Annotated in this window: 16 protein-coding genes; 11 read left to right on the plus strand and 5 right to left on the minus strand. The window is 56.5% G+C overall.

The features are described from left to right. Nucleotides 1-466 precede the first annotated feature (466 nt). Complete coding sequence (locus ACGG9J_RS03805; RefSeq protein ID WP_390133762.1) at nt 467-1,801, plus strand: MATE family efflux transporter; 1,335 nt, start codon at nt 467-469, stop codon at nt 1,799-1,801. 260 nt (nt 1,802-2,061) lie between these two features. On the opposite strand, the gene ACGG9J_RS03810 is transcribed toward ACGG9J_RS03805, so the two are convergent. Continuing rightward, a complete protein-coding gene (locus ACGG9J_RS03810) occupies nt 2,062-3,495 on the minus strand; it encodes an MDR family MFS transporter (protein WP_390133764.1) in 1,434 nt (477 codons plus the stop codon). Nucleotides 3,496-3,558: 63 nt separating this feature from the next. Continuing rightward, a complete protein-coding gene (locus ACGG9J_RS03815) occupies nt 3,559-4,008 on the minus strand; it encodes a MarR family winged helix-turn-helix transcriptional regulator (protein WP_313837173.1) in 450 nt (149 codons plus the stop codon). Nucleotides 4,009-4,676: 668 nt separating this feature from the next. Here ACGG9J_RS03815 and ACGG9J_RS03820 point away from each other — a divergent pair. Further along, the gene (locus ACGG9J_RS03820) at nt 4,677-5,054 is read left to right on the plus strand and encodes a MarR family winged helix-turn-helix transcriptional regulator (RefSeq protein WP_390133766.1); all 378 of its coding nucleotides are present in this window, start codon (nt 4,677-4,679) and stop codon (nt 5,052-5,054) included. Next, complete coding sequence (locus ACGG9J_RS03825; RefSeq protein ID WP_390133768.1) at nt 5,051-7,324, plus strand: ATP-binding cassette domain-containing protein; 2,274 nt, start codon at nt 5,051-5,053, stop codon at nt 7,322-7,324. Before ACGG9J_RS03820 ends, ACGG9J_RS03825 begins: the two co-directional genes overlap by 4 nt. 26 nt (nt 7,325-7,350) lie before the next feature. Here the strand turns inward: ACGG9J_RS03825 and ACGG9J_RS03830 are convergent, their stop codons facing one another. After that, nucleotides 7,351-8,121, minus strand: coding sequence for a GNAT family N-acetyltransferase (locus tag ACGG9J_RS03830; RefSeq protein WP_390133770.1), 771 nt, complete (start codon nt 8,119-8,121; stop codon nt 7,351-7,353). Between the two features lie 349 nt (nt 8,122-8,470). Between ACGG9J_RS03830 and ACGG9J_RS03835 the strand changes: the two genes are divergently transcribed. Further along, entirely contained in the window at nt 8,471-9,091 is a 621-nt protein-coding gene (locus ACGG9J_RS03835; RefSeq protein ID WP_390133772.1) for an isochorismatase family protein, read from the plus strand. A gap of 18 nt (nt 9,092-9,109) precedes the next feature. Here the strand turns inward: ACGG9J_RS03835 and ACGG9J_RS03840 are convergent, their stop codons facing one another. Further along, a complete protein-coding gene (locus ACGG9J_RS03840) occupies nt 9,110-9,856 on the minus strand; it encodes an SDR family oxidoreductase (RefSeq protein ID WP_390133774.1) in 747 nt (248 codons plus the stop codon). A 221-nt stretch (nt 9,857-10,077) separates the two neighbouring features. Between ACGG9J_RS03840 and ACGG9J_RS03845 the strand changes: the two genes are divergently transcribed. Together ACGG9J_RS03845 and ACGG9J_RS03850 are read left to right on the plus strand one after the other, a co-directional pair. Next, nucleotides 10,078-11,001, plus strand: coding sequence for a glycosyltransferase (locus ACGG9J_RS03845; protein WP_390133777.1), 924 nt, complete (start codon nt 10,078-10,080; stop codon nt 10,999-11,001). Nucleotides 11,002-11,004: 3 nt separating this feature from the next. Then, nucleotides 11,005-13,056, plus strand: coding sequence for a DUF6541 family protein (locus ACGG9J_RS03850; RefSeq protein WP_390133779.1), 2,052 nt, complete (start codon nt 11,005-11,007; stop codon nt 13,054-13,056). On the opposite strand, the gene ACGG9J_RS03855 is transcribed toward ACGG9J_RS03850, so the two are convergent. Beyond that, a complete protein-coding gene (locus tag ACGG9J_RS03855) occupies nt 13,029-14,024 on the minus strand; it encodes a glycosyltransferase (protein WP_390133781.1) in 996 nt (331 codons plus the stop codon). The two genes, ACGG9J_RS03850 and ACGG9J_RS03855, sit on opposite strands and share 28 nt — an antisense overlap. A gap of 152 nt (nt 14,025-14,176) precedes the next feature. Between ACGG9J_RS03855 and ACGG9J_RS03860 the strand changes: the two genes are divergently transcribed. The 5 genes from ACGG9J_RS03860 to ACGG9J_RS03880 all read left to right on the plus strand — a co-directional run bounded on the left by ACGG9J_RS03860 (nt 14,177) and on the right by ACGG9J_RS03880 (nt 25,056). Next, entirely contained in the window at nt 14,177-15,502 is a 1,326-nt protein-coding gene (locus ACGG9J_RS03860; RefSeq protein ID WP_390133783.1) for an MFS transporter, read from the plus strand. Between the two features lie 491 nt (nt 15,503-15,993). Then, nucleotides 15,994-21,441, plus strand: coding sequence for an endo-alpha-N-acetylgalactosaminidase family protein (locus ACGG9J_RS03865; RefSeq protein WP_390133785.1), 5,448 nt, complete (start codon nt 15,994-15,996; stop codon nt 21,439-21,441). Nucleotides 21,442-21,737: 296 nt separating this feature from the next. Continuing rightward, a complete protein-coding gene (locus tag ACGG9J_RS03870; protein WP_390133787.1) occupies nt 21,738-23,063 on the plus strand; it encodes an ABC transporter substrate-binding protein in 1,326 nt (441 codons plus the stop codon). A gap of 131 nt (nt 23,064-23,194) precedes the next feature. Beyond that, nucleotides 23,195-24,151 (plus strand): carbohydrate ABC transporter permease, encoded by a 957-nt coding sequence (locus ACGG9J_RS03875; protein WP_198176904.1) that lies wholly within the window; start codon nt 23,195-23,197, stop codon nt 24,149-24,151. Next, on the plus strand, nt 24,151-25,056 hold the full coding sequence (locus ACGG9J_RS03880) for a carbohydrate ABC transporter permease (protein ID WP_390133789.1): 906 nt from the start codon (nt 24,151-24,153) through the stop codon (nt 25,054-25,056). Before ACGG9J_RS03875 ends, ACGG9J_RS03880 begins: the two co-directional genes overlap by 1 nt. The last annotated feature ends 40 nt before the right edge of the window (nt 25,057-25,096 follow it).

A 25,096-nucleotide genomic window follows, 5' to 3' on the forward strand; every position in this document is an offset into this window, starting at 1 on the left:
TTCAAAATGTCTGAGCCAAGCCGAGAACGGCGGCTGCGGTTCGAATCTCGTATCCTCCGCCAGCGGAGTCTTGGACAGTGGCCCAAGACTCTTTTTGTATGCAGAATATCGGTATTGTCATCCTTTGCGCTATCGATCCCCTGATCTTCCACTTTGTTTGATCTTATCCGTTCGTTTAATATAGTGAGCTAGACAGTCTTGTTGCCAGAAGAGGCCTCATCACCTAAGTGCCTCGCAAGACAGTGATGTCCGGAGGCGACCAGACGCTGCGAGCATGGGCGAGACAAAGAAAGTTCAGGGCCATATCTTTGAAGACTTACTGCAAATGCAGGCGAGGATACACTCAGGCCCGTCATCAGTTACAAGTTGGCACCCGTGCATCTTTGCAGCAGGTGGGCTTACTCAAGCGAATCACCGGTCGCTTCCCCGTGAGGTTCGAGACCGGGGCGGAGCGGGGATTAGACGCATGAGCAACACTATCAAAACATGCCTACGCAATGCGGCCATTGGAGTCCCCCTGTTATTTCAGAGCATTCTCTTTAACGTCATGTTCTATTGCGACTCCTTCCTGCTCGGCTTTGTCGGCGAACACGAGGTGTCAGCCGTCTCGGCAGGTTCTCAAGTCATCTGGTTGTATGAAGCCCTGATAACGTGTCCAGCTTACGTCTGCGGGACTATAGTCGGCAGACTTGAAGGAGCAGGCCGAAGATCAGAGATACGCACTGCCATATCGAGATGTTTCATCTTTACCGGTGCTCTTGTTTTGATCGTGGGTTCGGGACTCTTCATAACATCGCAAACCGTGTCTTTTGCAATGATTCATAATCCGGATGCCGCAGACATGATGACCACCTATGTCAGGTGGGCCACGGTCGCATTTGCCATAAGCACCTTGGGCACGGTGGCAGAATATGCCCTTCAGAATATGAGAGAGCAGAGGAAAGTATTATCTATCTACATCTGTGAATTCGCGATTAAACTGTCAGCTTCGGTCTTCTTCCTTTTCTGCATGCATCTGGGCATTTTTGCCATCATCTTGGGAATGCTGCTATCAAAAATAGCAAGAGTCGCAATGTTGCTTTTCACGCTCTTGCATAAGATGCGTGGATCGGTTTCCGGCAGGGGATATGCCTATGAATACTCGTGGAAATCCTATACGAAGCAGTGCGTGCCGCTTGGCCTTTCAGTATTGCTGTGGAACATATCCACCATCATCATCTCTTCAAGCTTCGGCAGACTCGATATTTCCGCATATACTGCATATGCGTTATTGAACAATGCCGTGTACATCATCCTTATTCCCACTGAGGCATATACAAAATCACTGGCGGTTCTGGTCGCTAGGCTGATAGGCGCCTCTTCTGGGCTAAGCCCTGAGTACGTCCACAGTAGACTGCAGGTTATGCGCTCTGCGAATGTGATGATCGGCGTCATATCAGTTTGCATTTCGTACATCTATATAAGCGTCATACCTTTGATGCAACCAGGCATCAGCACAAGGGTGTGGTCGCAGGTGCATGTAATCGTTCTGCCCTTTTTGGGATATATCGCCTGCAAGAGCATAACTGATTCGATTACCGAGGGCTTCCTTCGCCCAGTATTGGATAACGCTTTTCTCTTCCTTGTCGAATTCCTGGCCTTGCCCTGCACAATAGTCGTTTTCTACGTCCTCAGCATTTCCCTGCTTGACGGATTCTGGTATCTCTTCGGGCTTGAGTTATTCAGGATGTTGCTGGTCTGTGCCCGAGAAGCAGTCTGGGTCCGAAAAGGGCTGCCAAATGCTACAAAAGACGATGGATAAGTTAATTCCCTTATTTTCGTCGTCACTTATGCATACGTGTCTGAGGATCTGCAATGAATCTCTTAATTCTTGTATTCTCCGGCAACAAAGGTTCTCTTCGCCGATCCAGAATCCTGTTCGCATTATGCAATTATGCAGTTGGCGTTTCCAAGAGTTTTAAGTATCAAATTATGACCGATGTATGTATCCCTGCTCGTTGGCATTATGAGCCAATCGCTGTCAGCAATGGCCCCTGCTTTGAAAGCGAAAAGATATCTTTCTTACTCATTCTCAGTTTTATGCCGCTTAAGGAAAAGCGAGGCACACAGGCCGATTAGGGCTACGAGCATAAGGAAGATGAAGGCCCACTGGTAGCCCTGGTCGAGAGCTTGGGCTGGAGTGGCTCCGCTGAGACTGCCGCGCTGAGCGCCGATGGTGACGATCATCATGGCTGCAGCTGTACCCAGCGAGCCTCCCACCTGGCGGACAGTCGAAGCAGCAGCGTTGCCGTGGGCTGTGAGTTCTGCGGGCAGTGCGTTGATGCCCTCGGTGAAAGTGGTCATCATGACCAGTGCCACTCCTGCCAGGCGCAGAGCATAAGAGGAGGCGATCACAATAAGACTGGTAGTGGTGCCAAACCATATCATCGGCAAGGTTCCGGCCAGCAGCACCGTGTACCCCAAAAGGGAAATCTTCCTCGCTCCGATTCTTTGATAGATCAGACCAGAGAGAGGGTTGAATATGCCCATGACAATGGCTCCCGGCAGCATGACCAGACCAGAGGTGAGCGCGCTTGACCCGCGCGTATTCTGGAGGTACAGGGGAAGCACAAGCTCCACCCCTACCATGGCAATGTTGCTCAAGGTGCTGAGCAGACTGGTCAGGTTGAAAGTAGCGTTCGTGAAAACACGCAAATTCACCAGCGGCGACTCCAGACGCAGCTGGCGCCGGCAGAAGAGGATTACTACCAGCACGCCAGCAAGCAGCAATCCCAAGTCAAGCACTGACGCACCACCCGCGTCCCCTATGGCGGACAGGGCATAAAGAATGAGCCCGAAACCTAGGCAGGAATATACCACGGAAGGCACGTCCAGCCGGGTTCTCACCTGGCGGTTGACCGTGTAGACCAGGAAAAACGACGCCACCAGGATCGCGGCACTCAAGGCGGCAAGCAGCACAAACAAGGCCCTCCAGGACCAGTGCTCCAAAACAAACCCCGAGAGCGTGGGGCCAACCGTGGGACCCAAGGCCACCACCAGACCCACCACGCCAAGGGCCACACCGCGCCTGTCAGGCGGGAAAAGCAGCAGTACCACATTCTGAATGAAAGGCATCAGCGATCCAGCGGCCACAGCCTGGATGATTCTGCCCACCAACAGCAGCGGGAAATGCCCTTCGGAGAAGATACAAACCAGGGAGCCAGTCAAAAAAATAGCCATCATGGCCATGAAGGTGTGCTTGGACCGGAAGTTAGAAAACACCCAAGCCGATACAGGTATCATCAGCCCCACGACCAGCAGATAGGAGGTGCTCAGCCACTGTGCGGTGGATTGGGACACATGGAATTCTGTCATAATGGTAGGCAGAGCATTGTTAAGGAAAGTCTCCGCCATCAAGGCCAGGAAGGCCCCTGCCAAAAGCGTGCCCATCATCGCAGTACGATTTCCCTCAGCCCCGCCTTGGCTGCCTTCCCCTTCGCCGCTGTCCTTATTCATACCGCATCCTCCCTGTCCTTCACCGACACGGTCCGAAGCCTACGTGATCCAACTAAAAGCAGATCAGGATTCCATGTTTCTAATGATTCGTTCCAGGTAGCCGACTAGCTGTCTGCTCTCCTGCTCATCGAACCCTTTCAAGGCAAGCTTGCCCGTGGCCTCCAATGCATGCCGGATCTCGACCTGGTGGGCATCCAGCTCATTGCGCGCATGTCCGGTAAGCTCAAGAACCATCTGACGTCGGTCATCAGTCTGAGGCTTTGCCGTCAACCATCCTGCCTTGACCAGCCGTTTGACAACTCCCCGAACCGTGGGATGGCTCAAACGGAACCTGTCGCCCACCGTCTTCTGCGTCACCTCCAGGCCCTCATGCTCATACAGGTAATAGACCATGACAAATTGGGGACCAGTCAGATTGGGAAAGATGCTCCGCACGCACTCATTCATGTGCTTTTCCAGCAGGGTGTTGGCTATTTTGACCAGCCCCTCTGGCCGCTTCTCCGAGAGCTCCAAAAGATACCGCCCCTCTAAAATGTAGCATGCTACATTATTGATGAAGAAAGACTTGCTGTCAAATCAAAGAAGTGCAGAAACCTGTCCGACAACGTTCTTAATACAGGAGGGTTCAAGCAAATGAAGAGTCATAGCTCAGCCTCTCCGACCGGTGGACATGTTGGCTTGCCTAGCATCTAGGTGTCAGTATCGTCGTTCTGCATAGCCGACTGGCTGAGCAATACCGGTAGGGTGATAAGTTGACACTTCATCCCGCCGCCGCTGTCAACAAATCACGAGCTTTTAGTCCAGCAGACCTCGTTTACCTTGGGGCAACCGACACAGGGAATCGCTAAACCGCATCAAGAGATCCACCAGGCAAACACACGCCCACTCTCATGCAAGAGGCTCTTTCGAGCAACAATGAAGGCATGGAAAAGGGTCCTTTGCACAGGAAAATCCAGTTAAGCGTTCCATGAAACATCTTGTCCTCTTTCAGCAAAACAAGGCAGATATTAAACCTCCTGAGACCTGAATTCATCGGTCCGCTACAGTCGGACAATACCGAATTCAGAGCATATCTAACTATCTAAGAGATAGATAGTTTCCAATATGATATAGTTTTCATTATGAAATCAAATCGGCCTTCCCCTCTTTACAACGCTCTCATGTATCTGCAGTGCGAATTCGTGGCAGAGCGCAACAGGGTCAACCCGGGAAATATCACCTGGCAGCAGTTCGACATCCTGACTGTTCTACGCACGGGAGCGTTCATGCCCTCACAGATTGGTCAGCGACTCGGCATAACCCGATCCAAGGTCTCCAAGAACCTCAGCACTCTGCGCGATCTCGGATACATCAGGCAGGTGCCTGACGCCCACGACCGGCGAGAGCTGGAGACCAATCTGACCCAGGATGGCCGGGACATGCTTGACATCATCGATCAACAGCATAAAACCCTTGAGGAGGATGCCCGACAAGTCTGGTCCGAAGACGAACAAAAAGAGTTCACTGCTCTTGCCAACAGGCTCATCGCCAAGCTGCGCCAGGAGCGAATTGCCCGATGAGGACCGAGTGCATTTTTATTGATCGGGCATCCACGCACAACCTCAAGCAAGTCTCGCTGGCTATACCCAAGAGAGCCATCACCGTGGTCACCGGCCTGTCGGGTTCAGGAAAGTCGTCTCTCGTGTTTTCCACGCTGGCTGCCGAATCACAGCGCATGATCAACCGCAGCTACAGCTCCTACATTCAGCAACTCTTGCCCAAGTATGAACCTGCAGAAGTCGCGCGCATCGACAACCTGCCCTTCTCCATTGTCGTAACCCAGAAGCAGCTCTCGGGCAATGCCCGCTCAACCGTGGGCACCTACACCGATATCTATACTGCCCTACGCCTGCTGTTCTCTCGCATGGCCCAGCCCTTCATCGGGTACTCCATGACCTATTCCTTCAACAATCCTGCGGGGATGTGTCCGAACTGCCAAGGCCTGGGAACCGTGCACAGTCTGGTGCTTGATCGCCTGCTGAACATGGGTCTCTCGCTGAACCAGGGAGCCATCAATTTTCCCACCTTTCAGCCGGGCGGCTGGAGACTGACCAGATATACGGATTCAGGCTACTTTGACAACGATCTGCCCCTACGGGAGTGGACCAGCAGCGACCTTGACCTCCTGCTCTATGGCAAGAAGCAAAAACCGGCACACCCTGACCCCAGCTGGCACAAGACGGCCATGTATGAAGGATTGGTGCCCCGAATCACCAAGACCTTCATCAACCAGAGCAATGGCAAATACCAGCATGAGCTGGAGGAGGTTACACGAATCACCCGGTGCCCCGACTGCCAGGGGACCAGAGTCAACGCCAAGGTCCGCTCAGCAAGGATCGCCGGACTGAACATAGCTGACTGCTCCGCCATGAGCGTGACCGACCTGCAGGACTGGCTCGGGAAGATTCACGGCAATCAGGCCGAGACCATTCTGCAGGACCTGAAACGCAAGATAGCCAACCTGATAACGGTTGGTCTGGGCTACTTGAGCCTGGAGCGCGGCACATCTACGCTTTCCGGAGGAGAGGCGCAGCGTCTGAAAATCGCCAACTGTCTGAACAGCCCCTTGAATGACGTGCTCTACATCTTCGACGAACCCAGTGTTGGCTTGCACCCCCATGACCTGACCGGGATCAGGAAAATCTTCAAAGGTTTGCGGGACAAGGGCAATACGGTGGTAATCGTGGATCATGACCCTGAACTCATCGCCATCGCCGACCATATCGTCGACATGGGGCCAGGAGCAGGCACGGAAGGCGGACAGATCGTCTTCGAGGGGGACCACCGGTCTCTGTTGGAAAGCGGCACAGCCACGGGCAGAGCCCTGTCAGATCCAGGCATAGTAAACGAACCGGCAGCGCCTGCACAAGGCTTCTATGCAATAGACAAGGTCACTGCCCACAACGTCAGAGAAGCCCGCGCCAAGATACCTAGGCATATGCTGACTGTGGTGACCGGAGTGGCCGGCTCAGGTAAGAGCACCCTGATCAAGGAAGGCTTCATGGCTCAGCATGATGCCATACTCCTGGATCAGAAGCCGATCAAGGCCAGCGGACGTTCCAACTTGCTGACCTACTTGGGCGTCTTCGACCAGCTGCGCAAAGCCTTCGCCAAGGCTACAGGTAATTTCCCCTCACTCTTCTCATTCAACGCTGCTGGAGCCTGTCCGGTTTGCAAGGGCAAGGGAGTCGTCACCCTGGATATTGCTTACATGGGTGATACCAGCACTGTCTGCGAAAGCTGCCATGGAACCAGATATTCAACGCAGGCTCTGTCCGCCAGATACCGCGGTCTTAACATCGCCCAGGTGCTGAAACTGACTGCCAGCGAGGCCATGCACCAATATCGTGAGGTGCTGGGACCAGCTATGCAGGCCCTGGAGGATGTCGGGCTGTCCTACCTGTCCATTGGGCAGGCCCTCGATACGCTCTCGGGCGGCGAGCTGCAACGCCTCAAACTGGCCAAACTGCTCAAGGAAGGAATTCATGAGACCCTGATTTTGGACGAGCCTACCAGCGGCCTGCATGAATCCAACATCCTGCAGCAGATTGCCCTCTTGCGTAGCCTCATCGCCAACAAAGGTCTTACTGTCATCGCCATGGAACATAACCTGCGCTTCATAGGTCAGGCCGACTGGGTAATCGACATGGGTTTAGGAGCTGGAAACGATGGAGGCAAGGTGCTGTTTGAAGGGGCTCCGCTTGCACTGATGCGCCGCAATGACACTCCCACAGCCCGAGCCATGAATGCCTATTTTGGCTTTATCGAGGATGCAGCAGTGCGATCATAAGAAACTGCATTCAGATCAGCAACAGTTCAGCAATCTTGCAGACGGCGCTTCTGCCTGCCATCCTCATCGAAATTGGCATCATCCAGCCAGGTCTCCAACCGCTCTTTCACTGCCGGCCATTCACTATCCAATATGGAAAACCAATCCGTATCGCGAGTTCGGCCCTTATAGACCATGTCGTTTCTGAACCGGCCTTCAGCCTTGAATCCCAGCCTCAGCGCAGCCGACCGTGAGGGCGCGTTGAGGCTGTCGCACTTCCACTCATATCGGCGATAACCCAAATCCTCGAAGACATGCCGAGCCATCAGATACTGGGCTTCGGTTGCCTGTCTGCTTTTCTGCAGGTCCTTGGTATAGATGACATGGCCCATCTCAACGCTTCCCATGTCCGCCCGAATCCGCATCAAGGCATACATGCCCAACAGATTCGACGAATCATGAAGCTTCACATACTCCCGTATATCCGGATCCTTCCTGTCCGCAGACTGACCAACACCAGATTCAGGTCCAGATGGCTTGCGGAGAATAGCGAAAAAGCGAGGATCCTGGCTTGCAACCATGGATGCGAATCCTGAGTCGAATGCTGGTCTATCAGGGTAGAGATCATGAGTGCTATAGGTCATGATGGATCTGTCGCATTCAGGACCGAAAATCCGCTCATAGAAGGCATCGCCTTGGTTTCCGCCCAAGGGCACTGCCAGAACGGTTCTGCCAGCCAACTCGACAGGCTCCGGCACCGTGGCCCCAGCGAATGCAATCGCATCACCAATGGGCTGCCCGAACTCATTGATCCTCATACCCGCATCCCCTCTCTTGGAACGACCCCCGCTCCGTCATTGTACGAAAGAAGGCAGCCCAGGAAGCACCCGATATAATCCCTTACAATCCTGGCACCTAGGTTACCAAGCAAACATCTAAAAAGTCCGTATGGATCCGCCTGACGCAGCCATGTTTGACCTCTCTTGCTGTCTCCTTTATCATCTTGGCCATAAGACGCTGAATCGCCGTAATATTTGTCCACATGCACTAAAGCGGAAGGGCTGATGCATCCGCGAGAATTAGACTGATACGCAAGAGGGATGTTTGCCGAGCTTCAAACGGTATTTCCTCTGCTTGCCGTCAGCATCGACCAAGGGAGTGATCACCATGTCCAAGGCTTTGATCGTCGTGGATGTCCAACCGACCTTCTGCGAAGGAGGTGAGCTGGGAGTCGAGGGAGGCAACGCCACGGCTGGCAAAATCGCCGACTACGTTCATGACCATGCCAAGGGCTACGCCTACATGGCCACCACTCAGGATTGGCACATCGAGCCTGGATCTCATTGGTCCGATCACCCGGATTTTGTAGACACCTGGCCCAAGCACGGCGTGGCGGGCTCACCCGGGGCGGAGCTTCATCCCGAAATTCGGGAGCTGGGCATAGCCCATCACTTCAAAAAGGGCCAGTATTCCGCCGCCTACTCCGGATTCGAAGGCATCGAAGACAACACTGATCGGATCCAGAGCAGGGAGGAATTCACTGCGGCTAGGTCATCTGGAGTCACTTTGGCCGACGCACTGGCGCAAGCAGGAGTCGACCAAGTAGACGTAGTAGGCATCGCCGAATCCCACTGCGTCAAGGAGACGGCCTTGGATGCCGCAAAACTGGGCTACCAGGTCACGGTCTTCGAAGATCTGACTGTCCCGGTCAGCGAAGATCAGGGCGTTGAGGCTCGAAAGGCCATGGCCCAGGCCGGCATTCGTCTTCTTCCCTCCAGCAGCGACTGAGTGAAGCGGCGAAGGAATTCACCAGGGCTGAATGGTAGGGCCTACGGTGAATTCCGATACATTGGTATCCTCAGGCTGATCAATGGCAAAGGCCACCACCTGGGCCACCCGTTCGGGATCGATCTGATAGCTGTCGTAAGTCTTGTTCATATCGGCCAGGGTCTGCTTGTCTGTGATGGTATCCAGCAACTCGGTACGAATGGCCGCCGGGTAAATGGTAGAGGTGCGGATACGGGTCCCCTCCTGGGCGGACTCCATCCTGAGCACCTCCATCAGATCACGCAGACCCCACTTGGTTGCCCCGTAGACCGCTCCACCCGGATAGGCTTTGAGACCAGCCACCGATGAAGTAGCGATGAACTGTCCGTGACGCTGCCCGGTGAACTCCGGCAGAGCCGCAGCAATGCCGTACAGTGCGCCTTTAAGATTGACGTCAATGGTCCGATCCCACTCGTCCACATGCAGGGCAGACAGTGGCGAGTTAGGCATGAGTCCAGCGTTGAGGAACACCACGTCCACCCCGCCGAACTGCTCCTTGGCGAAAGCCACGAAGTCCTCATTGGCCTGCCGATCGGTAACGTCCAGAGCCATGGAGGCCGCCTGGCCACCCGCTTGAACGATGTCATTGACAATCTTATCCAGCCGATCCTTGCGGCGAGCGCCCAGCACCACCTTGGCCCCTCGCTGCGCCAACAGCCTCGCCGTGGCCTCCCCAATACCGGACGAAGCTCCGGTGATCAGCACTGTCTTATCCTCAACTGTCATAACAGTCTCACCTTTCCTCGATCTTCAATCGGCCTGATGGTACAACCTCGAGTCGCTGTAAGCGCAAGTCTTTGCCGCAACCAGATCGACACCCACAATCATGACCAAATGCGCGGTAATGGACTGAACCTTTGGGGAAGAACAGATCAGCCAAGACCTCACCAGCATGGGCGCATGTAGAATCGACGCAGTAATCCACGAAGAAAGGCGGCAGCACTGCCATGAGCGCAAGGAACCAGAGTCACACTCCGTTTTCGCTCCTGATGGCTGTCTATGCCGGAGACACGCCCTCCTTCGTTGCCCGCGCTTTGAAATCCGACACCATCGAACAAACGCTGATGCCCAATCAGGTAGTCGTTGTGTGCGACGGTCCATTGAGCAGAGGACTGGACCAGTTGATCGATCGATATCCGACCGAGCTGAAGACACAGTTGCTCCACGCCGACAGAGCCCATCAGATGCCCGAGTTCACGATTGTGCGGCTGCAGGCCAACAGAGGGCTTGCCCACGCGCTAAATATAGGTTTAAGGTCCTGCAAGTACGAACTGGTTGCCAGGGCAGACAGCGACGACATATCCCGCCCATCAAGATTCAGCGTTCTCATCCCCCTGCTGGCCTCATCCGGCTTAGATGCCTTGGGCAGCGCCGTCCAGGAGTTTTCAAAAGACGAGCACGCTCCAGGCCGGATCCGCTATCTGCCAGAGGGAGGATCCGAACTTCGGACATATGCCACCCTGCATTCCCCCTTGCACCACCCCAGCGTGGCCTTTTGCAAAACCAGCGTGCGCAGGGTGGGCGGTTACCCGGAGAATGCCGGGCGCTTTGAAGATTACCGTCTTTGGGAAACCATGCTGGTTGCTGGCGAACATATCGGCAACATCAAGGAACCACTGGTCCTCTATCGATCCGATACGGCTATGTATCACCGCAGGGGCGGCATGCGCATGTTCCGCGACGAGCTGCGTCTGCAAAACGATTTTCTGCAAGATGGGTTCATCAGTCCGATACAATATGTCAGGAACATCCTCATCCGCGCTTGCTATCGTCTGCTGCCCGACCAAGTACGCAGCTGTCTGTATGCCATCATGACCACCCTGCTCAACCGGTTCCATGGGAAGTCGGTCAACAACAGCCGAAAGAAGTGATCCATGCAATCAACCCTGATGACCTGGCAACAATCCTGGCCACTGCTGCTGTTCATCATCGCAGCCCTGTATCTGCCCGGGTGTCTGCTGGTAGCGGCACTGGGCAACCGCAAACCCATCTTCGTGACTGCGCTTGGCCCTGTGGTCTCCATTGCACTTGCCGGCATTGATGGCGTGCTCTTCCAGCCGCTCGGCATATCCTGGAGCTGGCGTTCCTACGGGCTTTCGGCCGTAGCGCTCATTGCCGCCATTCTCCTAGCGCGTCAGCTTTTCAAGCATTTTCGCACTTCAGATGGAGTTGGCCGAGAACCCTCTACGCTGTCTAAGAATGACGGAGAAGCCAGATTCCGATTGGGGCACTTCTTTCCGGCAGTCATCGGCACGGCACTGGCCGCCTGCAACATCGGCATCAGGCTGATGCATGCCGCGCCTTCGCCGGATCAGGTCACGCAAAATTACGACTCGGTCTTCCACTACAACGTAGTGGCACGAATTGCGCTCACCGGTCAGGCTTCATCCCTGCATGCTCTTCCGCCCATCAGGGAAATATACCCCATAGCGTTTCAGGAATTCGCTGCCATGGGAGCACTGGCCTACAGCCCAGCGACGGCAGTCAGCGCCGTCACCTGCACCTGGCTGGTCTTTGCTGCTCTGATATGGCCGGTTTCCATGCTTTTTCTGATCAGAACCCTGCTGGGCAGACATGCGTGGAGCGATCTGCTCGCACCGGTACTTGCCTCATGTTGCGCAGGCTTCCCCTTCCTCTTGCTGGATTGGGGCACCTTATATTCCATGTTCGCCGGTCAGGTCATACTGCCCGTCTTCATCGCGCTTACCTGGTCCTGGTGTACAGACGGATGGCAGGAAAGCCACCGATCCGTAGTCGGCCTTGCCTGGATTCTTCTCAGCGTCGTCGCCGTATCCTTCTGTCATTTCAGAGTCATGATGACAGGCGCTCTTCTTGTGCTGCCGCTGACTCTGTCTTGGCTGATCAGGGCAGGAAAGCGGTTAGCCAAAACCAACAAGCATCGTTTCCGCGTAGCCGCCGGGGTGCTGACTGCGGGATTCCTGGTCGTGCTGGCTATTGGACTAAAGATCTTCCACAATCTGTACCTGCGTGGTCCTGCCCGGAAAATATCAGATCATCTCAACGGCGGACCGGCACAGCCCACGGAAGATCTGCCATCCGCTATAGCGCGCTTCCTGCTTGGACAGCCCATCGATTCAGGCAACCATCGGCTGCCGGTCTACTGGCCCCTGGCTCTGGCCTTGGTCCTGGCACTGATCGTGCTCTGCTTGCACCATAGCAGAAAGGACATGATTCTTGTGTTCTCCTTCCTGCTGCTGGGTCTGGTCTTCGTCGCCTGCGCAGGCACCCATGCCGATTGGGCCAAAATCCTTACTGCTTTGTGGTATAAGGATCAACGTCGCCTATTCTGCGCTTGGCCTGTAGTGGCCATACCCATCATGGGCATAGCCTTGGAGCATGTCATCGAAGCCGTGAAACAACGTGCACCGCAAGCCGAGAAGATGACATCGATACCAGCTACGATGTTGGCAGCCATGGTAGCCGTGCTGTTCTGCGCCGTGAATCCGCAGTTGGACTCCATGGAAAAGACCTTGGTCTCAACGTATGCCTTCGCAGCCAACAACGCGGATGCTCCGATGCTGTCAACTGACGAATTCCTGCTGATGAAGAGAATGGGCCGTCATGTATCAGACCGCGAGCAAGTCCTGTCCGACCCATGGAATGGCAGCGGATATATGCTGGCTGTCGGCGGTACCACACCGTTCTACGCTCATCTGAATATGAATTGGGACCATGATCATGCCTACCTGGCCACAAACTTCGAACACATAGACTCAGACCCACAGGTATGCAGGATTCTGACCGATCATCACATTGACTGGTATGCGGATATGGGCGGACCATACGTCGCCAACGATCCTCAGCACCAGATCTTCACTGGCCTCCACCCCGTTCCTCAAGCCCTCCAACTGGCCGACAGCCAAGGCCGGGCGAAGCTCTACCGGATCACCGCCTGCCGTCCCTGATCGACACGGTCGATCAGTGCCTGAACATCGGGTTCCTGGGCGAACAGGTCATGATTGCTGCCAGGGCGTGCAGCCATGCCGGCTTTGAATCCCCGAGACAAACATTGCAGGATCTGCCGCCGATCATGCGCCCTGACAAGGGTAAGAAGCCACCGTCTGCCAGTAGCAATAAGCAGTGCCAGAAGCTCAATCGCTGTGAAGTTGCCCCTGCTGAATCGGAACATCCATATTTTATTGCGCACCTCATAGAAGAAGCGAGAACCCGGATCGGCATCGCTGGAGCCAAAGACCTTGGTCTTATGCCATACCCGACTAGCAGGAACATAATAACCGATACTCGATTTCAGCAGTCTGGAAGTATATTCGAAGTCGTCATTCCAAAGGAAGAAGGCAGCCCGCGGCAGGGTTCCTGCAGCTTGGATGGCCTTGACGTTCACCAGGCAGGACACGAAAGACAGGGAGCGGACCTGGTAGGCATGGGCGCTGGCCTGCAACTGCGGCCTGCCCCTTCTGATCGGCAGACGACGACGGGGCTTGTTCATGCCATGTACCCGGCCGTCGATCCAGACAGCTTCAGAACCTAAAACGGCCGGCCAGGAGCCATTCTCGGCACGAGCCTCTGAGGCAGCATCGAGCAAACCAGACAGGGCATTGGGCTGGGGCACCACATCGTCATCCATCAGCCACAGATAGGCTTCGCGCTGAGGAGGAATCTTCGCCAAGGCCGCCGCCATTCCGGCCACGAATCCTCCTGCACCGCCCATATTGTGATGCAAACGGATCAGGTCAGGCTTCAAGGGGTGCGACAAGACCACGTCCACCGATCCATCCTCGCTGGCGTTGTCCACGACAAGGACTTGATCAGGCTTGCAGGACTGGCCACTTATGCCATCCAGGCACTCCTGAAGGAGTTTGGATCGGTTGTAGGAGACAACAACAGCGACGACAAAAAACCTCATAGTCTGCATTGTAACGATAGGTAAGGGTCAAATATTGAACTATAGTTGGCTCTTAAATTCCCCATAGTGGACATCCGGGCAGCCGAGCCACAAGTCAATGGGAGCATACAAACCAAGCAGCAGTTGGCTAGTCCCGGTTCCATAAGAGGAAGGTCGCAGCAATGTCGACGACACCAACAAGGCCCTCATCACGAAAACAGGCTGTTTATCCCTACCTGATCGTGTTGTCGGGCATCGTCTTCACGGCCATCCCGGTATCGCTGGTCTGCAGCTGCGCAGGCATCTTTTTCACACCTGTCAGCAGCTACTTCCATGTTCCCAAGGCCGCGTTCACCGGGTATTTCAGCATATTCAGCATCACCATGGTCTTCTTCCTGCCAGTGGCCGGATGGCTGATGCATCGCTACGATCTGCGCATTGTCCTGACGGCAAGCACCATCCTGGCCGGACTCGGCTGTCTGGGCATGTCTCGATCATCCGCCATGTGGCAGTTCTACCTGTGCGGAGTGATTCTGGGAATCGGCATGCCGGCCATCCTCTATCTTTCAGTGCCTACGCTCATCAACGCTTGGTTCCGCAAACGGGTCGGGTTCTTCATCGGCCTGTGCATGGCCTTCACCGGCATAGGCGGAGTAATCTTCAACCAGATTGGCACCATGATCATCAGATCCGCCCCTGATGGATGGAGGCGGGGATACCTGGTTTTCGCCATTCTCATTCTGGTGGTCACCCTACCCTTCACCATCTTCGTCATCCGCAGCACGCCCGAGCAGATGGGCCTGCATCCCTACGGTGCCGAGGACCAGCAGCCTAGGACCGCTCAGGCAGTCACCAAGAGCACGGACGCCGGAGCCAAGGGCAAAAAGAACTCGGAACCTGTCGCTTCGACCGTGGGCATGACTGCTTCTAAGGCCCTGCATTCCCCTGCTTTCTGGGCACTGGCGCTCTTCTGCGGCCTGATCACGATGAATCAGACCATCTACCAGTTCCTGCCCTCATATGCGGCATCCCTGCCATCCATGGCAGCCTACACAGGTCTGATCGCCTCCTCCTGCATGGCCGGTCAAGCCATCGGCAAGGTCATCCTGGGCATGGTCAACGACGGCAGCATCGTGGGCGGGCTCTGTCTGGGCATCGGCGGCGGCATTCTCGGCGTCTGTCTCATGGTCGCCTTCCCTGGGTTGCCCGCACTGCTGCTGCTTGGGGCCTTTGCTTTCGGTCTGGTCTACGCCTGCACTACTGTGCAGACGCCCATCCTGGTTACAGCGGTCTTTGGCTCGCGTGACTACACCAACATCTACTCCCGCATTCAGATGGTAGGATCTCTGGCCTCAGCCTTCGCCGCCCTCTTCTGGGGCGCCATCGCTGACCAGCCCCACGGCTACATCATCATGTTCGGTCTGAGCATCCTGATCATGGTCGCTGCCTTGTTCCTAGGCATTATCCCGCTGAAAGGCACTCGCAAAACGGCCGCTCAAACCAGCTGACCGAACCCTGCAACGACCGCATTCACATCCTTTCGCCACCCTGCCTGTGCCTCTACGGGCGGGTGGTGAAAACCAGAAACCATATCTTCCCCTTAGTCTTGACCAACCAGCGGATCTTGAGCTTGAGCGACACCTGCTTGTAATCGAGGCGCAACACAACAATGGAATTACATGCTGCAACGATGAATGCAGAGAGGGGCCTTGCTCAGCTATTGCCACATTCACCCATGCGCATCAACTGCCGCTGAAACTGCAAACAGGGTCCAAAGAACCTCGTTTCCAAAATATGACAAGTACATATACAAATAATGAAGACTGATTTTTAAACCTATCTCGACTTGTGTACTAGCATTATCTTTACTACACTTACATTTGACATTGACGTGACGTTCTGGCCCAATAATGATGTTGTAGTTCCGGGCAGTCTCTTCCGCGAATTTATGGGTCGGTCGCCCGTCATCACATGGACGGCAAGGAGGCTTGTCTAGAATATGAAACGCATCATATCCATGACCCTGGCGACCGTATTCGCCTTGGCCACCGCAGGGGCCGCGGACCCGGCCTTCGCTACCACGGGGAGTCAGCCGTACCAAGCCAATGCTCCGTCAACCCTGGCTACAGGATCGGGAGCAAGAACCAGAGCTGCTGGTATCAATCCACGGATCACTCCCGTCAATCCCGCAGACCACAAATGGTCTCTGGATCCCGTTACCGTCAAAGGCAGCGAGGTTCTGGAAAAGTCCAATGGCTGGCTGCGCTTCAAGGCCTCAGCAGCCAACGGCAATTCCACGACGGCCAGCGACCAGTACCCGGCCATCGCTTTGGACGCCACCACTTACGACTTCACCAGCCCAGGAGCTCTGACTCTTACCATGAGCTCGCCCCAGCCTGGCACAGAAAACAGGTTCGGTTTCTATCTAGGGTATGCCAATCCCAACTCCGGTCTCTTCATCGGCTATGACTCCGGGGGATGGTTCTGGCAGCGCTACGGCGGGGACGGTCAGTGGTACACGGGAACCAGACTTCCGGCACCGGCCCAGGATACCCCGACCACGATAGGAATCACTTGGACCGGTCAGCGCGCAGGACTCACCGTAGACGGGCGAGCGGCCTTCGAAGATGTCGACTACGGTCCAATGGCTGGCGCGCTAACCGGAAAGTTGGCCATGAAGGCTGGCGTCTACCAGAACCAGATCACTGAAGTCAGGCTCAAGCTCAAGGAAGACCCGGCCGATCTGCACTCGGTCGTCGGACGAATCGTCGATGCAGACGGCGGAGCCATCGCCGGGGCCAAGGTCCATATGACGGGAGCCTCGGCAATGACAGACGCCGAAGGCGCATTCACCCTGAAGCAGATCAAATCAGGCAAATACACCCTGCAGATCGGAAAACAGGGCTACGAGGACATCACTAAGGACATACAGGTGGACCGTGCCGACCTGGACCTGGGATCCTTGCAACTGAACAAAGCCACCCCAGAGGCCAAGGTCACCCTGAGCACCCCCGAGATGAGCGTACAGGTCAGAAAGCACTTCCCGTCCGTGGTTCAATACACCATGACCAAGCTGGACAACAGGGTCATGTACGGCCGACATGAGGATCTGCGTCGTCTGAACATCAATGGCATAGACATGGATCTGACTGATTCGGACGTGACTTTCACCCAGCAGGGAACAGACAAGGCCACTTACCAGCTTCGCGCCCAAAAGCCCGACCAGAATATCGATGCCACCGTGACAGCGGCCCTCTGGCTCAAGGCCAACACCCTGCACCTGGACATCACCAAGATCGAAAACGCTGCTGGAGAAGACCACCCCATCCAGACCATAGCCCTGCCCGGGCAGGATCTGGTATCCGTCAGCAGCGATCAGGACGGAGCTCAATTCACTGGTGCACGCATGTCCTCGAACACCCAGGTACCCGGCGACACCACCTTCCCCGTAACTGACGACACCACAGTCGATCCCAACAAATCCGATTACGCCTACGGATTCGTCTCGGGAGGATCACTGAGCGCCGGATTATGGAGCAACAGCGAACATGACGGCACCACGGCGGGCAGCTCAATGTCCGGAGGCGCTCGGAACACTCGCGTGCTCACAGACATCAGCAGCATTCATGGATCGACGTCCCTCGGACTATCCAGCCCTGCCTGGTACTACCATCGCCAGGTTCGGGACTCCAAGAACCGCTCTTTCACAGTCGAACAGACCGAAATGCCCAAGATGGCCGTGGCCATCACAGGCGACGAGAATCAGGACGGCAGGGTCGACTGGCAGGACGGGGCCATCGCCTACCGAGACATCATGAACAACCCTTATGGGGCCCAGGAGGTGCCTGATCTGGTTTCCTGGCGTATTGCCATGAACTTCGGAAGTCAGGCTCAGAATCCTTTCCTCAGCACCTTGGACAATGTAAAGAAAGTGGCTCTCAACACCGATGGACTGGGCCAGTCCGTCCTGCTCAAGGGCTACGCCAACGAGGGACATGATTCCGGCCACCCGGACTATGGAGACATCGGCACCCGAATGGGCGGCGCCAAGGACATGAACACCCTGATGAAGGAGGGAGCCAAGCAGGGCGCCCGCTTCGGCGTGCATGTCAACGCCGACGAGATGTACCCGGAGGCCAAGGCCTTCAGCGAGGATCTGGTTCGCCGCCGGACTGACGGCAGCCTGCAATACGGCTGGAACTGGCTTGATCAGGCGGTCGGCATCGACGGCATCCACGATCTGGCATCAGGCTCCCGCCAAAACAGGTTCGGAGATCTGAAGAAAAAGGTGGGCGACAATCTGGACTTCGTCTATGTGGACGTCTGGGGCAATCAGACCTCCGGCAGCGAAGACTCCTGGGAAACCCGCAAGCTCTCGAAGATGATTACCGACAACGGCTGGCGAGTAGCCACCGAATTCGGCGCAGCCAACGAATATGACGCCTCCTTCCAGCACTGGGCGGCGGATCTGACCTACGGAGGCTACACCAGCAAGGGGCAGAACTCCCAAGTCATGCGTTTCCTTCGCAACCACCAAAAGGACAGCTGGGACGGCGACTACCCCTCTTACGGCGGCGCCGCCAATGCTCCTCTCCTAGGCGGCTACAGCATGAAGGACTTCGAAGGCTGGCAGGGCCGCAACGATTACGATGCCTACATAGCCAACCTTTACACCCATGATCTGTCCACCAAGTTCATCCAGCACTTCAAGGTGATTCGCTGGGTCAACAATCCCTTGGACCAGCAATCTCCCAAGGATCCGTCAGCCAACAACGGCCAGGAGCGGATAATCCTGAAGGACGACCTGGGCCACCAAGTGGTCATCGACCGTGGATCCAATGACCAGTCATCGTCCGCCTACCGCGAGCGCACCATTACCTTGGACGGTAGAACCATCCTGCAGGGAGCGGTCTCGCCCGGAGACGGCAGTGGCCAAGGCACTGAGTCCTACCTGCTGCCATGGCTCTGGGATGCCAAGACAGGCAAGCCCCTGTCTGCGAACGACCAGAAGCTCTATCACTGGAACACACGCGGCGGCACGACCACCTGGACACTGCCTGACTCCTGGAACAATCTGTCTACAGTCAAGGTTTACCGACTGAGCGACCAGGGCAAGACCGACCCATTGGATATACCCGTAGTCAACGGGCAGATCACTCTGAACGCCAAAGCGGGAACCCCATACGTGGTTCATCGCGGGGCCTCAGCCAATCCGAACGTCATCTGGAGCACAGGTTCCCACTTGGTCGACACAGGCTTCAACGGCGGGAAGAAAAGCCTTGAGGATAACTGGCAGACCAAGGGTTCCGGGAGTGCCGCCATCGTCAAAAGCGCTTCCAGCAATCCTATGCTCAAGCTGGATGGCCGAGTCGAATCCGCGCAGACCATAAAAGATCTGGAGCCTGGCGCACGTTATGCCCTCTATGTGGGCGTGGATAACCGAAGCGACGGCCAGGCACGCCTGGAGGTCAGCAACGGCGACAAGGTGCTGGCCACCAACTCCACCGGACGCAGCATAGCCAGGAACTTCGTACAGGCCGATCCCCACAACACCAACTGCGCCACAGTAGACGGCAGCAGCCTCTTCCAGAACATGTACGTCTTCTTCACAGCGCCAGATCAGGGCAATACGATTCTGACCCTTTCACATCAGGGTGACGGATCCGCCTACTTCGACAATTTGCGCCTGGTGAAGAACGAGTACAAGGGTCTGGAAACCGACGCAGATGGCGGCGTGAAAACCTTGACCAATGACTTCGAGCACAACGCCCAAGGCATATGGCCCTTTGTGGTCTCGGGAGCAGAAGGCGTGGAAGACAACCGCGTCCATCTGTCCGAGCTCCACGCCCCCTACACTCAAGCGGGCTGGGACGTCAAGAAGATGGACGATGTGCTGCAGGGAGATTGGTCGATCAAGATCAACGGGCTTACCGAACGCAACACCTTGGTCTACCAAACCATTCCCCAGAATGCCCGGTTCCTTACCGGAGCCACCTACCGAATCTCCTTCGACTACCAGGCCGGCTCCTCCGGCTCCTATGCTCTGGCCGTGGGGCAGGGCGAGTTCGACCCGGCCCGCACCCAGCTGAAACCCTTGGAGAAGGCCCTAGGCACCACTGCCCACTACCAATTCGAGCTGACTGGCGGACCTCGGGATTCCTCCTGGTTCGGCATCTACTCGACTGACAAGGCCCCCGACCGCCAGGGAACTTCCGGCGATGCGGCCAACTTCGGCGGATATCAGGACTTCGTCCTGGACAACCTGCGCATCGAACGGCTTCCAGACAAGTCCAAGACCCAGGAAGAGGCGCGAGCCAAACTCCAAGAGGTACGGGATCGCTTCGACGACAGCCAGGCAAAGTACAGCGACCAGGCTTGGCTGACCTACCTGCATACGGTGGATCAGGCGCGGCTGCTGATCGAAAAGGACGGCTCAGGGCCGCAGGACTGGTCACGTGCCTACGGAATCCTGACCGCTCTTGAGGACTACATGGCCACAGCACCCGGTTCGCAGGCAAGCGATGCCAGTGACATAGCCAAGGATAGCTATGCTGTCACCGCGGGCAGCGAACAGCCCGATGTCGGCGGTACCGAGGGACCCAAGGAATACGCCCAGGATGGCAAGCCCTCAACCTACTGGCACACCAAGTGGGGTGCGAATGCCCTTGAGGACGGCTCAGCCTGGTACCAATTCAACCTGCACGAGCCCGCCACCGTCAATGGGCTGCGTTACCTCCCCCGGCCGGGCGGCGATTCGGTCAACGGCAAGATCAAGAGCTACAAGATCACTCTGACCCAGAGCGAGAGGTCGGAGCCGGTGGAGATAACCGGCACCTTCAGCACGCAGACAACCTGGCAGAAGATCTCCTTCGCGCCGGTCTCCAATGTGGTCGCAGTCAGATTGACCGCAACCGAGACCACTGGCATGAGCAGCTCGGAAGCCAACCGTTATGTATCAGCAGCCGAGCTCCGCCTGACCACCGATCGCGCCCTGCCGACCATTGCTGAACCTGTGGACAAGGGCGAGCTGCAGGATCTGGTGAATCAGGCTGCCGGGCTCAAGGAGGCCGGATACAGTTCAGACAGCTGGAAGACCTTGCAGGACAAGCTGTCCAAAGCCAAGCAGGTGTTGGCCGACGACCACGCCACGGCCTATCAGGTGGCCTTGGCTGCCGTCAATCTGCAGACGGCCATCAACGGGCTTCAACCCGCGAAACCCGGAACTGGCACAGGCGGCATCGGCACGGGATCAGATCCTGGAAAGAATCCGATCACCGGCACCGGCAATGGGAATGTTCAGCAGAAGCCAACCCATCCCAATGGCCATGGACAGGACGGATGGCTATCGGCGACAGGCGTCGCGGTAACCTCCCTGCTGGTCATTGTCATGGTCGGTCTGACCGCTGGACTCCTCCTGACCAGACGCAGTCATGGGAAACGAAGTTAACTAATAACAAGCACCGCTGACTAAAAGGGGCGGCGAGGTCTTGTGCCCCGCCGCCCCTTTTAGTATCGCCAACAAGCAATTGCACCCTGATATAAATTTCTCAACAAGTCAGCATAATCGGACAGGACTTACATGAAGCCGGCAAAACCAAGGCCATGCCTGAAAAATGCTCTTGGCAACCAAGGAAAAAGACTGGCCAATAAATTGTAAATAGTGTTGACAATTAGACCGGGTGTGTTAACCTGAGACTGGTCGTCTGGTGACGACGACGGCCATTTACCGTAAAGGAGCGGGAAATGATATCTGAAAGGAAACGACTACTTGCCGCGGTGACGTCGCTGGCGGCCCTGAGCATAGCCCTGTCGGGCTGCGGCTCATCGGGAACGTCAAAGTCCTCATCCGAAAGCGAGTCTTCCAAGTCGAGCGAAAAGGTGCAGATCACCTACCTGCACCGGTTGCCGGACAAGCCGAACATGACCCCCGTCAATGACATTGTCGCGCGGTGGAACAAGTCCCACCCCAACATCCAGGTCAAGGCGACCAAGTTCAACGGCAAGTCGGCCGAGATGATCAAGAAGCTGGAGACCGACGTCAAGGCTGGCAATGCACCGGATCTGGCCCAGGTGGGCTATGCAGAACTGCCGGAGGTCTACACCAAGAGCATGCTGGAGGACGTCAGCGCCCAAGCCTCCAAGTACAAGAGCAACTTCTCCCCCGGCGCATACAAGCTTATGGGCATTGACGGCAAGATGTTCGGCCTGCCCCAGGACACCGGCCCACTGGTCTATTTCTATAACAAGGCCGAATTCGACAAGCTGGGCATTTCAGTGCCCACCTCCAAGGATCAGCTGATCGAAACCGCCAAGAAGACGGCCGCACAGGGCAAGTACATCATGTCCTACCAGCCCGACGAAGCCGGCAACATGATGCCCGGCCTAGCCGGCGCCACCAAGCCCTGGTACACCGTGAAGAACGATGCCTGGGTGGTGGACACCCAGACCGACGGCTCCAAGCAGGTGGCCGACGTTTATCAGCAGCTGCTGGATGCCAAGGCCGCCCCGACAAATCCCCGCTGGGACCCCTCTTTCGATGCGTCGCTCAAGAACGGCCAGCTGATCGGCACTGTGGGCTCCGCCTGGGAGGCACCTCTTATCGTTGACACCATGGGCGATACCGGCAAGGGCGACTGGCGCGTAGCCCAGCTTGGCGACTGGTTCGGCAACTCCGGCAAATCCAGCCCCGACGGCGGATCCGGCGTCGCTGTGCTCAAGGGCAGCAAGCATCCTGCCGAGGCTATGGAGTTCCTCAATTGGTTCAACACGCAGGTCAAGGACCTGACCTCCCAGGGTCTCGTGCTGGCCGCCACCACCGAGGACGCAAAGACCCCTGAGAGCTGGTCATCCTTCTTCGGCGATCAGGACCTCATGAAGGAGTTCGCCACTGCCAACAAGAACATGGGCGACTTCACCTACATGCCTGGCTTCTCCTCTGTGGCTGCGGCCATGACAGAAACCGCCGCCAAGGCTGCCACCGGGCAGGCCAAGGTTGCTGACGTCTTCTCGCAGGCACAGACCACCTCTGTAGCCACCCTCAAGGACTACGGCCTGGCCGTCGCCAAGTAGTCGACGCCATCAGGGCCGAGCGGGACCATCCCCGAAGTTTGGGACCCGAAGCCGGTGAACGCGTTTCGGGTCCTAAACATGCTCGGCCACAATCCCATTTTCTCTTCAAGACAAGGACAGGTGTACCCAGAATGAGTGCTACACGGCGGTCGTCAGCTGCCCGACCGGGCAGAACGGGACGCTCGGATGCGGTGAAACGGGCCGAACGCACGGGTTGGGCTTTCATGGCCCCCTTCGGCATCCTGTTCATCGTGGTCTTCATCATCCCCATCATCTATGCCATTTATTCCAGCTTCTTCCAGGATGTCGCCTCGGGCGGCGGAGCCTATGGAGGCGGAACCATGGTCAATAAATTCGTGGGTCTGACCAACTTCAAGTATGTGGTGACTTCGGCCGCTTTCTGGTCAGGGATCGGGCGAGTGCTGATTTACACCCTGATTCAGGTGCCCATCATGATCATCGCCGCCCTGGCGCTGGCCATGGTGCTGGATTCCTACATGGTCAAGCACGTGACCCCCTTCCGACTGGGATACTTCCTGCCCTATGCCATCCCCGGGGTGGTCGCATCCATCATCTGGGTCTTCCTCTACAACCCGCAGATATCGCCCATCGTCAAGGGCCTGTCTTCCCTGGGCATCACGGTAGATTTCTTCGCCGGCAAGGTCGTGTTGGCATCCATGGCCAACATCACCACATGGACCTTCACCGGATACAATATGCTTATCTTCCTAGCGGCCTTGCAGGCCATCCCTCATGATTTGTACGAGGCGGCTCGAATTGACGGGGCCACCGGCCTGCAGATCGCCTTGCACATCAAGCTGCCCAATGTGCGCGGCGCCGCCCTGCTGGCCATGCTGCTCTCCATCATCGGCACCATCCAGCTCTTCAATGAGCCCCAGGTCATGCAGACAGCAGATCCGGGCATCTCCAACTCCTTCACGCCCATGATGATGGCCATGAACACCTCCCGTGGGACATTGACCCCCAAGGGCAATGGTCCGGCATCGGCCATCGCCATCGTCATGGCCCTGATTGCCGGCGTGCTGGCATTCCTCTACGCCTGGATTGAAAGGAAGGTGAACGAATAATGCGCATCTTTCACTCAAGAAGCGGAGCCGCCCAGGAACTGCCACGTTCCATGCGCCCCTCCCACCTGGCCAAGATCATCACCGTGGCCGTCCTGATCATCACCTTGATCTACTTCCTCTTCCCCATCTACTGGGCCATCATCGCCTCTACAAAGTCGCCCTCCCAGCTGATCGGCAGCAATGGCATCTGGTTCGCATCGAGCCTCAAGGACCTGCCCGGCGCCATCGCCACCAACTACAGCAAGCTGCTGGGCTGGACACATGCCAGGTTCTGGCAGTGGGTTGCCAATTCGTTGATCTACTCAGGCGTATCCGCAGTGATCGGAACCATCGTCTCGGTCATGGCCGGCTATGGAACAGCTAAATTCAACTTCCGCGGGAAGGGCATAGCGATGGCCGTCGTCATGGCATCCCTGCTCATGCCTGCCGCGCTGATGACCATTCCTCAGTACGCCATCTTCCAGGCACTGCATTTGGACAACACCATGCTGTCCATCATCATCCCCTGCTCGGTCTCGCCCTTCGGATTCTTCCTAGGAAGGGTATATGCGCAGAGTTCAGTGCCCACGGAACTGCTGGAGGCAGCCAGAATCGACGGAGCCGGCGAGGCGCGCATCTTCTTCACCATCGTCCTCAGGCTGCTGGCGCCGGCCATGGTGACCATCTTCCTCTTCCTGTTCGTAGCCACCTGGAACAACTTCCTGCTGCCGCTGATGATGCTCTCCGGAGAGGGGCTCTACCCAGTGACCCTGGGTCTGTATGGCATGGTCTCCCTGCCCACCTTCAACGACAGAGGCGCCCTGATGATGGGGGCCCTGCTGGGCGTGCTGCCGGTCATCATCCTCTTCCTATGCCTGCAGCGGTTCTGGCAGGCCGGTCTCGCCGCCGGCGCCGTCAAAGGCTGAAGCTCATCCACCGACAACCTATACATCCGCGAAGGAGCAT

It is taken from the genome of Bifidobacterium apicola (assembly GCF_042846865.1).
GTDB classification, from domain to species: domain Bacteria; phylum Actinomycetota; class Actinomycetes; order Actinomycetales; family Bifidobacteriaceae; genus Bombiscardovia; species Bombiscardovia apicola.

Coding starts and splice junctions, on each gene's coding strand:
- ACGG9J_RS03805 (WP_390133762.1), top strand. CDS start 467: ATGAGCAACACTATCAAAACATGCCTACGCAATGCGGCCATTGGAGTC.
- ACGG9J_RS03810 (WP_390133764.1), bottom strand. CDS start 3,495: ATGAATAAGGACAGCGGCGAAGGGGAAGGCAGCCAAGGCGGGGCTGAG.
- ACGG9J_RS03825 (WP_390133768.1), top strand. CDS start 5,051: ATGAGGACCGAGTGCATTTTTATTGATCGGGCATCCACGCACAACCTC.
- ACGG9J_RS03830 (WP_390133770.1), bottom strand. CDS start 8,121: ATGAGGATCAATGAGTTCGGGCAGCCCATTGGTGATGCGATTGCATTC.
- ACGG9J_RS03835 (WP_390133772.1), top strand. CDS start 8,471: ATGTCCAAGGCTTTGATCGTCGTGGATGTCCAACCGACCTTCTGCGAA.
- ACGG9J_RS03840 (WP_390133774.1), bottom strand. CDS start 9,856: ATGACAGTTGAGGATAAGACAGTGCTGATCACCGGAGCTTCGTCCGGT.
- ACGG9J_RS03845 (WP_390133777.1), top strand. CDS start 10,078: ATGAGCGCAAGGAACCAGAGTCACACTCCGTTTTCGCTCCTGATGGCT.
- ACGG9J_RS03850 (WP_390133779.1), top strand. CDS start 11,005: ATGCAATCAACCCTGATGACCTGGCAACAATCCTGGCCACTGCTGCTG.
- ACGG9J_RS03855 (WP_390133781.1), bottom strand. CDS start 14,024: ATGCAGACTATGAGGTTTTTTGTCGTCGCTGTTGTTGTCTCCTACAAC.
- ACGG9J_RS03860 (WP_390133783.1), top strand. CDS start 14,177: ATGTCGACGACACCAACAAGGCCCTCATCACGAAAACAGGCTGTTTAT.
- ACGG9J_RS03865 (WP_390133785.1), top strand. CDS start 15,994: ATGAAACGCATCATATCCATGACCCTGGCGACCGTATTCGCCTTGGCC.
- ACGG9J_RS03870 (WP_390133787.1), top strand. CDS start 21,738: ATGATATCTGAAAGGAAACGACTACTTGCCGCGGTGACGTCGCTGGCG.
- ACGG9J_RS03875 (WP_198176904.1), top strand. CDS start 23,195: ATGAGTGCTACACGGCGGTCGTCAGCTGCCCGACCGGGCAGAACGGGA.
- ACGG9J_RS03880 (WP_390133789.1), top strand. CDS start 24,151: ATGCGCATCTTTCACTCAAGAAGCGGAGCCGCCCAGGAACTGCCACGT.